The organism is Rhizobium sp. CECT 9324 (genome assembly GCF_918741265.1).
In the GTDB taxonomy this organism is placed as follows: domain Bacteria; phylum Pseudomonadota; class Alphaproteobacteria; order Rhizobiales; family Rhizobiaceae; genus Allorhizobium.
The window spans coordinates 3886132-3900000 of record NZ_CAKKMZ010000001.1 but is presented as its reverse complement, the minus strand read 5'-3'; the positions used below and the strand labels follow the sequence as shown (position 1 = coordinate 3900000).

General features: G+C 58.4%; 12 protein-coding genes, 1 tRNA gene and 2 rRNA genes (1 of these 15 only partly in view). 10 read left to right on the top strand and 5 right to left on the bottom strand.

Annotated features, from left to right (window positions below; all coding sequences use genetic code 11):
• From LQ231_RS18910 to LQ231_RS18900, 3 genes are all read left to right on the top strand, one after another.
• Positions 1-1312 (top strand): 23S ribosomal RNA (locus LQ231_RS18910) (it extends 1486 nt beyond the left edge of the window).
• Positions 1313-1427: 115 nt separating this feature from the next.
• Positions 1428-1542: ribosomal RNA gene (gene rrf, locus LQ231_RS18905) — 5S ribosomal RNA — on the top strand.
• 226 nt (positions 1543-1768) lie between these two features.
• Positions 1769-1845, top strand: a tRNA-Met gene (locus tag LQ231_RS18900).
• 110 nt (positions 1846-1955) lie between these two features.
• On the opposite strand, the gene LQ231_RS18895 is transcribed toward LQ231_RS18900, so the two are convergent.
• On the bottom strand, positions 1956-2327 hold the full coding sequence (locus LQ231_RS18895; RefSeq protein WP_230172960.1) for a c-type cytochrome: 372 nt from the start codon (positions 2325-2327) through the stop codon (positions 1956-1958).
• A gap of 172 nt (positions 2328-2499) precedes the next feature.
• Between LQ231_RS18895 and LQ231_RS18890 the strand changes: the two genes are divergently transcribed.
• From LQ231_RS18890 to LQ231_RS18860, 7 genes are all read left to right on the top strand, one after another.
• Positions 2500-3456, top strand: a complete 957-nt coding sequence (locus tag LQ231_RS18890) for an AraC family transcriptional regulator (protein WP_230173418.1) — start codon at positions 2500-2502, stop codon at positions 3454-3456.
• A gap of 188 nt (positions 3457-3644) precedes the next feature.
• Positions 3645-4103: a (2Fe-2S)-binding protein gene (locus LQ231_RS18885; RefSeq protein ID WP_230172958.1), complete on the top strand. Its 459-nt coding sequence runs from the start codon at positions 3645-3647 to the stop codon at positions 4101-4103.
• A gap of 3 nt (positions 4104-4106) precedes the next feature.
• Complete coding sequence (locus LQ231_RS18880) at positions 4107-6320, top strand: xanthine dehydrogenase family protein molybdopterin-binding subunit (RefSeq protein WP_230172956.1); 2214 nt, start codon at positions 4107-4109, stop codon at positions 6318-6320.
• Positions 6321-6683: 363 nt separating this feature from the next.
• Positions 6684-7370, top strand: a complete 687-nt coding sequence (locus LQ231_RS18875) for a PRC-barrel domain-containing protein (protein ID WP_356636902.1) — start codon at positions 6684-6686, stop codon at positions 7368-7370.
• Between the two features lie 8 nt (positions 7371-7378).
• A complete protein-coding gene (locus LQ231_RS18870) occupies positions 7379-7765 on the top strand; it encodes a response regulator (RefSeq protein ID WP_230172952.1) in 387 nt (128 codons plus the stop codon).
• Between the two features lie 71 nt (positions 7766-7836).
• Positions 7837-9210 (top strand): PAS domain-containing protein, encoded by a 1374-nt coding sequence (locus tag LQ231_RS18865; RefSeq protein WP_230172950.1) that lies wholly within the window; start codon positions 7837-7839, stop codon positions 9208-9210.
• A gap of 167 nt (positions 9211-9377) precedes the next feature.
• A complete protein-coding gene (locus LQ231_RS18860; protein WP_230173416.1) occupies positions 9378-11264 on the top strand; it encodes an AI-2E family transporter in 1887 nt (628 codons plus the stop codon).
• A 5-nt stretch (positions 11265-11269) separates the two neighbouring features.
• Here LQ231_RS18860 and LQ231_RS18855 read toward each other — a convergent pair whose 3' ends face one another.
• From LQ231_RS18855 to thiO, 4 genes are read right to left on the bottom strand one after another with little or no spacing between them, the layout of a single operon-like run.
• Positions 11270-11911, bottom strand: coding sequence for a thiamine phosphate synthase (locus LQ231_RS18855; RefSeq protein WP_230172948.1), 642 nt, complete (start codon positions 11909-11911; stop codon positions 11270-11272).
• Positions 11908-12684 carry a thiazole synthase gene (locus LQ231_RS18850; protein ID WP_230172945.1) on the bottom strand — a complete coding sequence of 259 codons (777 nt, stop codon included), beginning with the start codon at positions 12682-12684 and terminating at the stop codon, positions 11908-11910. Before LQ231_RS18850 ends, LQ231_RS18855 begins: the two co-directional genes overlap by 4 nt.
• 4 nt (positions 12685-12688) lie before the next feature.
• Positions 12689-12886 (bottom strand): sulfur carrier protein ThiS, encoded by a 198-nt coding sequence (thiS, locus tag LQ231_RS18845; protein WP_113142443.1) that lies wholly within the window; start codon positions 12884-12886, stop codon positions 12689-12691.
• On the bottom strand, positions 12883-13869 hold the full coding sequence (gene thiO, locus LQ231_RS18840) for a glycine oxidase ThiO (protein WP_230172943.1): 987 nt from the start codon (positions 13867-13869) through the stop codon (positions 12883-12885). The genes thiS and thiO overlap by 4 nt, the downstream gene beginning before the upstream one ends.

Below are 13869 nucleotides of genomic sequence, written 5' to 3'. Positions count from 1 at the left end.
ATTGAATGTGCGGTGGAGCGGTTCCAGGAAATAGCTCCACCCTATAGACCGTACCCGAAACCGACACAGGTGGTCAGGTAGAGTATACCAAGGCGCTTGAGAGAACTATGCTGAAGGAACTCGGCAAATTGCACGCGTAACTTCGGAAGAAGCGTGACCCCATTTTACGCAAGTGAGATGGGGTGGCACAGACCAGGGGGTAGCGACTGTTTATCAAAAACACAGGGCTCTGCGAAGTCGCAAGACGACGTATAGGGTCTGACGCCTGCCCGGTGCTGGAAGGTTAAAGGGAGAGGTGCAAGCTTTGAACTGAAGCCCCAGTAAACGGCGGCCGTAACTATAACGGTCCTAAGGTAGCGAAATTCCTTGTCGGGTAAGTTCCGACCTGCACGAATGGCGTAACGACTTCCCCGCTGTCTCCAGCATAGACTCAGTGAAATTGAATTCCCCGTGAAGATGCGGGGTTCCTGCGGTCAGACGGAAAGACCCCGTGCACCTTTACTATAGCTTTACACTGGCATTCGTGTCGGCATGTGTAGGATAGGTGGTAGGCTTTGAAGCTTGGACGCCAGTTTGAGTGGAGCCATCCTTGAAATACCACCCTTATCGTCATGGATGTCTAACCGCGGTCCGTTATCCGGATCCGGGACAGTGTATGGTGGGTAGTTTGACTGGGGCGGTCGCCTCCGAAAGAGTAACGGAGGCGCGCGATGGTGGGCTCAGACCGGTCGGAAATCGGTCGTCGAGTGCAATGGCATAAGCCCGCCTGACTGCGAGACTGACAAGTCGAGCAGAGACGAAAGTCGGTCATAGTGATCCGGTGGTCCCGCGTGGAAGGGCCATCGCTCAACGGATAAAAGGTACGCCGGGGATAACAGGCTGATGACCCCCAAGAGTCCATATCGACGGGGTTGTTTGGCACCTCGATGTCGGCTCATCGCATCCTGGGGCTGGAGCAGGTCCCAAGGGTTTGGCTGTTCGCCAATTAAAGCGGTACGTGAGCTGGGTTCAGAACGTCGTGAGACAGTTCGGTCCCTATCTGCCGTGGGTGTAGGAATATTGACAGGATCTGTCCCTAGTACGAGAGGACCGGGATGGACATATCTCTGGTGGACCTGTTGTCGTGCCAACGGCATAGCAGGGTAGCTATATATGGAATGGATAACCGCTGAAGGCATCTAAGCGGGAAACCAACCTGAAAACGAGTATTCCCTATCAGAGCCGTGGAAGACTACCACGTTGATAGGCCGGGTGTGGAAGCTCAGTAATGAGTGAAGCTTACCGGTACTAATAGCTCGATTGGCTTGATCGTTCTCATTGATCAATGTTCATCAGACCGCCAAAGGCGGTCGATGATGCAAAAACGTGTTCAAAAAAACGAGGTCCAAAGACCTTTACCAGCTTCTCACTATATTGCCCTTAGCTGACCTGGTGGTTATTGCGGGGTGGCTGCACCCGTTCCCATTCCGAACACGGCCGTGAAACGCCCCTGCGCCAATGGTACTTCGTCTCAAGACGCGGGAGAGTAGGTCGCTGCCAGGTCTGCTAATGGCAATATAGAAGGTGTTTAAACACAAAATACCGTATCTTCTCATTCCATCGTCGGCCCTGCCGAAATCATAGGGCCGCCCTCAAAGCGGTCCTTCTGCTTGTCGCAGAAACAGTGCGTCCCTTACCCGAGACAAATCCTAAAGGATTTGCTCGCCAATACGCGTAAATCCCAAACGGATTTACCCGGTCGGTATTTGCCTTCGGCAAAACCTTATAACGCGGGGTGGAGCAGCCCGGTAGCTCGTCAGGCTCATAACCTGAAGGCCGCAGGTTCAAATCCTGCCCCCGCAACCAAAATTACACATATACAAACCGCTCCCATCTGATGGGGGCGGTTTTTGCGTTTAAGGGGTTTTTGTCACCGGGCAATCTCGAGCGACACTCTTCTGTTACAGCCTATACGCTCATTGCAGCGACTTCAGGTAGGCTATCAGGTCCGCCCGGTCCTCTGGTTTGGCTGTCCGTATCGTCATCGTGGTGCCACGCACGAGTTTCGCCGGCGCTTCGAGATAGGCGTCGAGACTTGTTTCGTCCCATCGGATGTTCGATTGTGAGAGTGCCTTGGAGTAGCGGGCTTCTTCCACCGCCCCGGCGTTGCGGCCGGAAATGCCCTGAAGCGTTGGGCCGATTTTCTTGCTTCCATCCACGGAGTGACATGCGCTGCAGCGGCCAAACAGGGTTTGTCCTCTCGCAACGTCGCCCGCCGCAGCGGCCAGACCGGGACAGAGGAGCAGGCAGGCAAGCAATACGGTTGCGGCAGCTGAAGGGTTTTGCATATCAGAATCTATCCTTGGCGAGTTTAGCGGTGCCCCCGACAGATAGGCGACCGCATGAAATGCTGTTAGTCCGATCCTGCGTCATTCTTGCCTGATTCTCTGGCATTCAAGAAAAAGTGATAAGACTTGCGGGCTGTCGCGCGATATGGCGCAGTCTCCAGGAGGGGTTTTCATGAATGAATTGGTCCGCGAGCGTCAGGCAATGCGCCATGCAACCGAAGCCATCCGCGAGCAGATTCTCGAGCGGTTGTCGACGCTTGCCTGGGATGGAACGACATATCAGCATCCTATCCCGAATCTCGATTTGTATCGAGTTGTCGAGCCTCTCGGTCCCGCCTCCCTCGTCTACGAGCCCAGCGTTTCTCTGGTCATCAAGGGCAGCAAACAGATGCATGTGGGCGGCGAGACGTTGGTGTATGACGAATCCAGCTTCTTTCTCATTGCCGTCGGATTGCCGTTGACGGGCCAAGTCTGTGCGGCCAGCTGCGACAAGCCTTATGTGGCGGCGCGTCTGCGTCTCGATCTTGAGAAAGCCCGGCGCATCATTGCAGACCATGATCTGGCCATGCCGGATGTGCCGCAACACGCTTTGGGCGTGGCCGTGGGTACAGCAACACCTGAGCTGTTCGATGCCCTGCTGCGCTTGATTTCCTTGGCTCATGCACCGGGAGACCTTTCCTTCCTCGCCGATCACATCCACAACGAAATTCTCTACAGGTTGCTGCGGAGCGACCAGGGTGGACAGTTGCGCCGGGTGGCGCTCGCTGGCAGCAACGGGCACCGGGTTGCCCGGGCCATCGCCTGGCTGAGGGAAAACTACGCCCAGCCATTGCGGATGGAGGAACTGGCCGGCAAAGCCAATATGGGCGTGTCGACTTTGCATCATCACTTCCGCGCCATGACGGCGATGAGCCCGCTGCAATTCCAGAAGCATCTTCGGCTCTACAATGCGCGGGAGATGATGCTGGCGCAGTCGGTGGACGCGTCCACGGCGGCACTCAGGGTTGGCTATGAAAGTCCGACCCAGTTCAGTCGAGAATACCGGCGCATGTTCGGTCACCCGCCTTTGCGCGATATCAAGTCCATTCTGAATTCCAATGAGATCCCCCGGCGCAATGTCGGAGGCTGAGGCGGCTCGACAGCATCCCTCGTGACTTCAAGACGATCGGGCAAGAATGAGGCAGGATCGTGCCTACCTCAATCGCCAGCTGTCGCGTAAGTTAGCATGGCAGTTTTGCGCCTGGAGAGGCCGTGTGGACCGGTCCGCCGGTGTTATGCGACTTCATCCCGCGCCCCAACCCAAGGGAGACAACCACCATGGTGACTGTAACCATCAACGGAACCCAGCACACAGTCGAGGCAGAGCCGGACATGCCGCTGCTCTGGGCTATCCGCGACCTCGTCGGCCTGACCGGCACCAAGTTTGGCTGCGGCATGGCGCAATGCGGTGCCTGCACGGTCTTCGTGGACGGCACACCCGTGCGATCGTGCCAGACTTTCATCGGCGACATAGAGGGTCAGGCCGTGACCACGATCGAGGGCCTCGACGGCAAGGTCGCAAAGACGGTGCAGACCGTCTGGGCGGACATGGACGTACCGCAATGCGGCTATTGCCAGTCGGGCCAGATCATGTCGGCGACCGATCTGCTGACCAGCAATCCTAAGCCGACCGACGACGACATCGACGCGGCAATGTCCGGCAATCTCTGTCGATGCGCCACCTACCATCGTATCCGTGCCGGAATTCACGAAGCAGCCAAGCGCTTGGAGGCCTGAGCCATGATCCCGAAACTGATGCAATCTTTCGCCATTCCCGCAACCCGCGTTCAGGCGTCGCGTCGACAGTTCCTGCTCGGTGTCGTCGCGACGGGCACCGGACTGGCCATTGGCTTCCGCATGGCCGGCATCACGCCAGCCGTGGCCGCCGAGACCGCTGGAGACGAAGCACACGCCTTCTCGCCGTACCTGACCATCGATTCGAACGGAAAGGTGACAGTCCTGTCGTCGCAGTTCGAGATGGGGCAGGGCTCCTACAACGGCTTGGCGACATTGGTCGCCGAAGAGCTGGAGGCAGATTTCGCCACCATCGAAGTTCAGGGTGTGGCCGGGGATGTGAAGTCCTATGGCAATGTCGCATTCGGCGGCACAATCCAGGGCACCGGCGGTTCGACCTCGATGATGACGTCATGGGATCGCTATCGCAATGCCGGTGCGGCGGCGCGCATGATGCTCATGGCCGCGGCTGCCGCGGAATGGAATGTCCCGGTCGCCGAGATCACGGCTGAGAACGGCGTGCTCCGGCATGCCTCCGGAAAGCAAGGCGGCTTTGGCGAGTTCGCGGCTCGTGCCGCGACCATGACCGTGCCCGCGGAGGTCGGCCTCAAGCAGCCGGCGGACTGGAAGCTGATCGGCAATGCCGGCCTCAAGCGCTACGATAGCGCCCGCAAGGCCAATGGCACCGAACAGTATACGATCGATGTCAAGCTTCCTGGCATGCTGACGGCGGTGATGATCCACCCGCCGGTGTTTGGCGGCAAGGTCAAGTCCTTCGATGCGACAGAAGCGAAGAAGCTGAAAGGTGTCGTCGACGTTGTCGAGACGCCGCGGGGCATCGCGGTTGTCGGGGACCATATGTGGGCGGCACTCAAGGGCCGTGATGCGGTGACGGTGGAATGGGATGAGAACTCCGCCGAGAAGCGCAGCACCCAGCAGATCGTGGCGGAATATCGCGACCTCGCAGGCAAACCGCCGGCAGCCATGGCGCGCAACGAAGGCGACGTGGCAGCAGCCTTCGCCAAGGCGGCGAAGGTGGTCGAGGCGACGTTCGAGTTTCCCTATCTGGCGCATGCCGCCATGGAGCCGTTGAACGCGGTCGCGCGCAAGAACGAGGATGGTACGCTTGAGGTCTGGGGCGGCCACCAGTTTCCCGATCTCTATCAGGCGCTGACGGCCGGTATCGCCGAGGTGACGCCGGACAAGGTGCATCTGCATGTGATGAAGACGGGCGGCAGCTTCGGTCGGCGCGCCGTGTTTGATGGCGACGTCGTGGTGGAGGCCGTCTATGTGGCCAAGGCGCTCGGCTTTCGCGCACCGGTCAAGGTACAGTGGACGCGCGAGGACGACATGCGAGGCGGTCGCTATCGGCCCGCCTACGTGCACGCCATCAAGGCAGGTCTGGACGAGCAAGGCAAGCTGATTGCCTGGAGCAACCACGTCGTTGGCCAGTCGATCGTCTCCGGCAGCATGATGGAAGGCATGATCCAGAACGGCGTCGATCCCACCTCGGTGGAAGGTGCGGTACATCTGCCTTATGCCATTCCCAACCAGTCGGTTGGGCTTACCACCACCCAGACCGGCGTGCCGGTGCTTTGGTGGCGTTCGGTCGGCTCGACCCACACGGCCTTCGTGGTGGAAACATTCATGGACGAACTGGCGGAGGCCGCAGGTCGCGATCCCGTTGAATACCGTCTGTCGATGATGGACCCTGGATCACGACATGCCACGATCCTGAAGCTTGCCGCCGAGAAGGCGGGCTGGGACAAGCCGGCAGCGGAAGGTCGTTTCCGCGGCGTTTCGGTTGCCGAAAGCTTCGGGTCCGTGGTGGCGCAGATTGCCGAGGTGTCGCTCGACGGTTCGGGCGGTATCAAGGTGGAGCGTGTGGTGGCTGCCGTCGATTGCGGGCTGGCGATTAACCCCGACCAGATCCGGGCTCAGGTGGAGGGTGGCATCGGCTTCGGTCTCGGCGCTATCCTCGGTGAGGAGATTACCTTGACCGACGGTCAGGTGGACCAGGGAAACTACGATCTCTACACGCCGCTGAGGATTGATGCCATGCCGCAGGTGGAGGTGCATATTTTCGCCTCGGCCAATTCTCCGACGGGCATCGGTGAACCCGGCGTTCCGCCCATTGGGCCTGCTGTTGCCAACGCCGCGTACAAAGCGCTCGGCAAGCGCATCCGTGTCATGCCGTTTGTGAAATCGCTGAACGCTTGATGATATCTCTCCCCGGTCGGCATGTTCCGGCCGGGGAGAATCGCGTTGAAACGGAGCGCGGGTGTCCGCCGGCAGTCCTGTCATCCGTTCAAGGCGTGTTGGTGTTTGTGCCGCACAGAGGCGGTTTTGTTTCCATATTATGGAACAAACCGATGTCGAAGCCATTGTCCAATCGAGGACTGGCGTCAGCGGTGCGCTCCCTTCCGATTAGTGTGGTTGTCGACACGAAGTCTAGCAACACCCGCGGATCGGACCTCTATGATATTCATGAAATCAGCTATGGCTGGTGCAACTCTTCTAATTCTAAGCGCATCCACGAGCCTTGCTGCCTGCAACATTTCCGACGCTCAACTTGAGGAGGCAGTGTTGGAAAACGCAGAATTGCGGGATCCCAGCAATCGCCACCTTGTGCTTGATCTTCGTTCACTCAGGGATGCCGCCTATCTGCTTTGGGGATATGGCCTGGTGGAGGATTGCGAGCGGCTACTGGGCAATATTCGAGAGCTGATTGCGTCGCCGGAATTGGGCAAGATGGGCTCTAACGACGAAGATGCCGCTGACCAGCAGCTTGCAGCGGGCGAGCCCCAGTGGCATCGCCTCGGGCAGAAAGAGGGGAGCCGTGGTGCTCCGGGAGAGGACGCCCTAGTCAGTATCAATGATCTTGATCCCGGCCTTTTGGTCAACGAGATCGTCGGCGCAGAAGTGCGCACCTCGGACGATATGATCGTCGGAGAGGTTCGCAATGTGGTGATCGGAACAAAAGATCGGCAGGACTATGTCATCGTCGCCTCCGGCGGTTTCTTTGTCGCCGGCAAAGACAGCCTCGTTGTGCCGCTCCGTTATCTCTTCATTGACCAGGAGCGTAAAAGTTTCTTCCTTCGTATTTCAAACAGCCAGGTGAAAGCTGTACCGCTTATGCCGGATCAGGATTACCGCTGGCTGGCCGATGAGAAATGGCGCTCGACAAACGATGCCATTTTCAAAACGCTCGTGCCTGAGGTTGCCAGCATGCATATGCAAGGCGCAACCGTCGACAGCACAACAGAATGAGTAACCAGGTGAAGATTGCCCTGCTGGTGGAAGATGAGCCGCTCATTGCGATGATCGCCGCCGACATGCTGGACGAACTCGGTTATCAGGTTTTGGAGGCTCGCACGAAGAGGGAGGCCATGGACGTGTTGGCGGTCGAAGACGGGATCACGCTGCTGTTTACGGATATAGACCTTGCCGATGGCTCGTCTGGCACCGAGTTGGCCATAGAGTTTGCGCGGATGTATCCGAGCGTTACGATCGTTGTAACCTCCGGCCGGTTTCAACCGACCCTGCTTCCCGCTGGCGCCCGGTTCTTGCCGAAGCCCTATAGCGATCATGATTTGAGCGAGGCAATCTTTCCCAGGGCTGGTGTCAGCAAGCGGCGGCATGGCTTGGAGCTCGCAATCCTATAAAGCCCAACGTGGCGCGCGGCGTGCACATGCCGTCCGCCGTCGTCACGTCCCCACACAGAAAAGCGGACCCCTTGGCCAATTCACTCAACGACATCCTGCCTCAGGACATCATCGACACATCGCGCGACGCGCTTTTGATCCTCAGTGCGGATCTCACTGTCCTGGCCGCCAATCGCAGCTTCTACACAAGCTTCCGATCTGCGCCCGGCGACACGATCGGGCACAGGCTTTATGACCTGAACGACGGTTGCTGGAACATCTCGGCCATCAAGCAACTTCTCGAGGAAGTCGTGGGTGTGAACGCGATCGTGGAAGCGTTTGAAATCGACACCGTGTTCCCTCAACTTGGCCGCAGGATCCTGCTTCTCAATGCCCGCAAGGTGCATGATGACGGCAATCAGCCGGGCCATCTGATCCTTGCAATTGACGATGTGACCGATGTTCGACTGGCAAAGATCGAAGCCGAACGCAACTGGATTCTCGCACAGAGTATAGTCGATACCGTTCGGGATCCGTTGCTGATCCTCGAGTATGACATGAGCGTCGTATTCGCCAGCCGTTCCTTCCTGACGATGTTCGGCGTTGAGGCGCATCAAGTGGTCGGACGCCAGCTCAACGCGCTCGGGGACGGCCAGTGGAATGTTGTTGCCCTTAGCGAGTTGCTCGAAAGGGTTCTTCCTTACGACGAACATGTCGAAGGGTTGTTGCTGGAAGATGATTTCGCCGGACTTGGCAGGCGTGTCTTCAAGATCAACGCGCGCAAACTGTTTCGACCGGGCAATCATGTCACGCGCCTGCTTGTTGCCTTCGAGGATGGAACAGAGGCCGTTATCCTTGATCGTCACCGCGACATTCTCGCTGCCGAGCTAGCCCACCGGATCAAAAACAGTCTGCAGATCATTTCGTCTTTCGTGTCGCACGAAATACGACGCGCAGCGGAGCCTTGCGTTGGAGGCTACCACGCGATGCAGGCCCGCATCCGGGCAGTGGCTGAGTTGTATGACGTGATTGCCCAATCGAGCGCTTTCGGTCCCGTGAACATGGATACCTATCTGAGAGGGATCAGCAGTACGATCCGCAAAAGCCTGCTCGATCAGAACTCCGAGATCACGATCAGCACAAAGACAGAGCCGCTGAGCATCCTTCCCGATCATGCTCTCTCGATCGGTCTCATCGTCAACGAGTTGGCGACCAATGCGGTGAAATACGCGTTTCCGTCAGAACTGGGCGAGATCAACCTGGGTTTCCAACGGAGAGACGATGAGTTGATCCTGACGGTCAGCGACAACGGTATAGGCTTCAGCGGAAAGTCGGATGGGACCGGATTGGGTACACGTTTCGTCAAGGCCTTCGTCAAGCAGCTTGGGGGCACCCTGGCGACACTCACAAGTTCCAACGGCACGACTTTCACGGTGCGGCTGCCTCTGTCGATTCTGGCGCCATGAATTGGCACGGAATACCTTAGGGGCAGCCGAAACGTGGGCGAGATTACTGAACCTAATCAGCTCAAATCTGTTAGGCTGAAACTGGTCCCAGGACGGCGTGCGGGTGAATGACAACATGCGGGGAAACGATGGAAAGTTCAAAGACTAGCGGTACCGTTTCCCTCAGCATGCTTCCTCGTAGCGAGCCGGCGACGGTGGCCAAGTTCACCGGCCGGACTATTCTGATCCTGATCGGCATTGCGGTTATCTTGCGGATTGGTCAGGAGATCCTCGTTCCGCTCGCTCTCGCGCTTCTTCTGACATTTGCGCTCGCACCCATTGTATCATTCCTGCGGAAACGCTCCGTTCCGAAGATTGTCGCTGTGCTTTTCGCGGTTATCTCGGCATTTTCCGCAATCGCCTTGTTCAGCTTTCTCGTTGCCACGCAGGTGGCGAACCTGGCGGAAAACATACCAACCTATCAGCGAAACATTGTCGAAAAGGTTCAGGCTCTCAGCCAGGCAGGTTCTGGCAATGGCGTTCTCGAGCATCTGAGCAGGGTCGTCGAACGGGTAGGGTCGGAAATGCAGACGAGTGCCGCCGTCAGCCAGGAGGCGCCGTCCCCCACGGCGCGCGAGCCGCTGCCGGTTGAAATCGTGACGCGATCCAATCCGATTCAGACCCTTGGAAACTTCATCCTTCCGCTTATCAGCCCGTTTGCCACTGCAGGCCTTGTGGTCATTCTGGTGATTTTCATGCTGCTTGAGCGCGAAGATCTGCGTGACCGATTTATTCGTCTTGTCGGACAAGGCGACCTTCATCGCACGACGGCCGCTCTGCAGGATGCCGGAAAACGCGTCGGAAAATACCTTCTGATGCAGTTGGTTGTGAATACGCTCTATGCGGTGCCCATCGCTCTGGGGCTTTGGATCCTTGGCATACCAAATGCCATGCTTTGGGGCCTCCTCACGCTCGTCCTGCGGTTCGTCCCCTATATCGGACCTGTCATCGGCATGGTGCTGCCTTTGTTCCTGGCGCTGGCAATTGCGCCGGGCTGGTCGCTTGTCCTTTGGGTCATCGCGCTCTTTGCGACCATAGAAATCATCAGCAACAATGTGATCGAGCCTTGGCTTTATGGGTCCCACACAGGTTTGTCGCCCCTGGCAATCATCATTTCCGCGATCTTCTGGTCATGGCTCTGGGGGCCGCTCGGACTGATATTGTCAACGCCTCTGACCGTCTGTCTCGTCGTTCTCGGTCGGCACGTGCCGCAGTTCGGCTTCCTTGACGTGTTGCTTGGAAACGAAGCAGTTTTGGAGCCGCATGAGAAATTGTATCAGCGGCTTCTGGCTGGCGACCCCAGTGAGGCCACCGACAATGCGGAAGACTATCTGGAGGAGGAGTATCTCAGCGAATACTATGAAAAGGTCGGACTTCCCGCATTGATGCTGGGCGAGGTCGATCGGCAGCGGGGCGTGATGACGGAGGAGCAGATTGCGCTCTTTGCCTCGAGTTGCCGGTCCCTCGTTGATAACCTCTCCGACATCGCGGAAGAGGAAGAAAATGAAGACAGCGACATCGAAGACACCGATCAAGACATTAGCTTGGAGCTGCCGGACGGGCAGGGGCGCTCTGTTCTCTGTGCCGGGGGGCGTGGCGAAATGGACGATGCGGCCGCTGCGATGCTGGCCCAGGTTCTGGAGGTCCAGGGGGCAATGGTCAGAACGGCTTCCTATGCCGACCTGGTTGCGCGGGCCTTTGTGCCCGTCGCGCTGGATGACATCGAAACCGTGATCATCTCCTACCTCAACGGCAATTCCAAATCGCACGCCCGTCTGCTGGTGCGGCGGATCAAGCGGCTGAAGCCGACTGTGCGTGTTGGACTGCTGGTTCCCGCAGCAAACGGGCGTGACAATCCGCTCATCGAACCCTCTGCCATTGACGCGGATTTTGTCTGCCAGACACTGTCCGAAACGGTCGTCGGTGCATTGACGATAGCCCCGCCGACCGCGCTGAAAGTCCCGGTCCGCAAAGTCACACGCCCGCGGTTGAAACTGGCCAGCGTTGCGAGTTGATATCTCTAGCTCTTATGCATTTGAACATGTCGTGACCGCCCATCTGCTACATGGGCGGTTTGATCAAGCCACTCCTGCATACGTTGTTCAGGATTGCGGTTCTGCGTGATGTCGGACACGACGGCTGCGATGTCTGCGCCATGGGAAAAGACACCCGCCAGCCGATCGACCCGCAGCCCGCCAATCGCGACAAGGGGCAGGGCTCCGATCCTGCGTTTCCACAAGCCCAGCTTTTCAAGACCTTGCGGTGCCCATTTCATCTGTTTCAGGGTGGTCGGATAGATCGGCCCGAGTGCGATATAGTCGGGAGTGATGGACAGTGCCGCTTCCAGTTCTATCTCGTCATGGGTCGAAATGCCGATTTTCAGATTTGCCTTGCGGATCGCCTTGAGGTCAGCATCGACCAAGTCCTCCTGGCCAAGATGGATGAAATCGCATCCCTCCTCGATGGCCACTTGCCAATAGTCGTTGATGATCAGCTGGCAACCATGTCTTGCGCAGATCAGTCTGGCGTGGCGGATGTGGTGGCGCACCGTCGCAAGCTCGACATTCTTCATGCGCAATTGCACGAGTTTCACGCCGAGAGGAACCAAACGCTCGATCCAGTCGGCGCTGTCGACAATCAGATAAAACGGATCGAGTTTCATGCGAATACGCCTTTTCCAATTGTCGGGGTGGAGGGAACCGCCATGTCGCGCGGTTCCAGCATGCCCGCCTTGTAAGCCTGCCGCCCGGCCGAAATTGCATCCGCAAAGGCTTGCGCCATCAGCGGAGGATCAAGCGCGACGGCGACGGCGGTGTTCAGCAGCACGGCGTCGTAGCCCAGTTCCATGACGGCTGTTGCGTGCGACGGCCTGCCGATGCCGGCATCGACGATCAGGGGGATATCGGGAAATTCCGCGCGCATGGCCCGGAGGCCGGCCGGGTTTTGCGGCCCCATGGCACTGCCGATGGGCGCGCACCAGGGCATCAGCACCCTGCAGCCGGCGGCGAGCAGCTTTTCACCGACCACCAGATCGTCGGTCGTGTAGGGAAAGACGTCAAAGCCTTCCTCACTGAGGATCTTTGCTGCCTCGACAAGGCCAAAGACATCGGGTTGCAACGTCTCTTGATGACCGATGACCTCGAGCTTGATCCAGTTGGTGGCGAAGACTTCACGCGCCATTCTTGCCGTCAGCACGGCTTCCGATGCACTGTGGCAGCCGGCGGTGTTGGGCAGGACGTTTACGCCAAGCTCCTTGATGAGCTGGAAGAAGTTGCCGCCAGTCTTGCCGCCGGCTGTTTCTCGGCGAAGCGAAACGGTGATGATCTCTGTGCCAGACCGCTGGATTGCTTCGGCCAGAATGGCTGGGGACGGATAACGCGCCGTCCCGAGCAACAGCCGCGACGAGATTTCGGTATCGTAGATCGATAGGGTCATGTCATCATCCTCCCTGCATGGGCGAAAGGATTTCGATCCGGTCGCCTGGCCTGAGCTGGTGTTGATTTCGGTCCTCGCGATGGACAAGGTCGCCATTGACAGCGGTTGCGAGCCAGTCGCCTTCGTATTCGAGAGTGGTCAGCAGTTCCGCGAGTGTCGCGGCGGGGCTTTCCTTCGGTTCGCCGTTGACGATGAGCTTCATGCTGATTTCCTTTCACCGTTGATCCGCTGCTGCTGAAGCCGCTCCGCAACCTGCTGGGCAAGCGCCGGCGCAAGCAGAAAGCCGTGGCGATGCATGCCCGCTACGGCCAGACCATCCGGTGTTTCGATGACGCGGGGCATGTTGTCCGCAAAGGCCGGGCGAACACCGACCCCCGTCTCCACGACGCGTGCTTCACCGAATGACGGATGCACGGCACAAGCCATGATGAGCAATTCCATCAGCGAGCGAACGGCAATCGGCCCATTGTCCGCGGCTTCGATCATCGTTGCGCCGAGCATGAAAAGGCCGCGTCCTCTGGGCACGATATAGAGAGGATGGCGGGGATGCAGCAGACGGATCGGTCTTGACAACGCGATATCCGATGCGTGCAGATAGAGCATCTCGCCGCGCACGCCGCGCAGGCCCGGCAAGGTTTCGATTGCGGCCGGGCCGGTACAATCGATTATGCATTCGTGGGTACGAGCTTGCGTTGTCTCGTCATAGGAGAAGCGGAACAGGACCCCGCCCTCCCTGAGGTTTTCATAGAGCCTCTTCATCGCCCGTCTTGGATCGAGATGAGCTTCTCCGGCAAAAAAAAGGCCCTTGTGAAACCGTCCGCCCAGGTCTGGTTCTAGAGCGGCGATGGCATCGGCATCAACCCATTGATGGTCCCGCGTGCGGGCGGCAAAGCGGCTGAGTTCGGCCATGTCTCTAGGCTGAGCGAGGACAAGCGTGCCCTTGCTGATGATTTCGCCGGGTAGGGTGCGTCGCCACCAATCCAGACCCTGAAGGCCGAGTTGCAGGACGGGTTCGGTGGCCGCCTCCCGCTCGCAGTAGGGAGCAAGCATGCCGCCGGCAAAATGAGATGCACCACCACCGACCACATCTGCGCGCTCATGCACTTCGACGGTGAAACCACGTCGCCTCAATTCGTGCGCGGTGACGAGGCCGGCTATGCCGGCCCCTTTTATGACAATGGTCAT

Excerpts from the sequence above, each read along its gene's own strand:
- LQ231_RS18895 (WP_230172960.1), bottom strand. The coding sequence starts at position 2,327 with ATGCAAAACCCTTCAGCTGCCGCAACCGTATTGCTTGCCTGCCTGCTC.
- LQ231_RS18890 (WP_230173418.1), top strand. The coding sequence starts at position 2,500 with ATGAATGAATTGGTCCGCGAGCGTCAGGCAATGCGCCATGCAACCGAA.
- thiS (WP_113142443.1), bottom strand. The coding sequence starts at position 12,886 with ATGAAGCTCATCGTCAACGGCGAACCGAAGGAAAGCCCCGCCGCGACA.
- thiO (WP_230172943.1), bottom strand. The coding sequence starts at position 13,869 with ATGACCATTGTCATAAAAGGGGCCGGCATAGCCGGCCTCGTCACCGCG.
- LQ231_RS18860 (WP_230173416.1), top strand. The coding sequence starts at position 9,378 with ATGCTTCCTCGTAGCGAGCCGGCGACGGTGGCCAAGTTCACCGGCCGG.
- LQ231_RS18855 (WP_230172948.1), bottom strand. The coding sequence starts at position 11,911 with ATGAAACTCGATCCGTTTTATCTGATTGTCGACAGCGCCGACTGGATC.
- LQ231_RS18850 (WP_230172945.1), bottom strand. The coding sequence starts at position 12,684 with ATGACCCTATCGATCTACGATACCGAAATCTCGTCGCGGCTGTTGCTC.
- LQ231_RS18880 (WP_230172956.1), top strand. The coding sequence starts at position 4,107 with ATGATCCCGAAACTGATGCAATCTTTCGCCATTCCCGCAACCCGCGTT.
- LQ231_RS18885 (WP_230172958.1), top strand. The coding sequence starts at position 3,645 with ATGGTGACTGTAACCATCAACGGAACCCAGCACACAGTCGAGGCAGAG.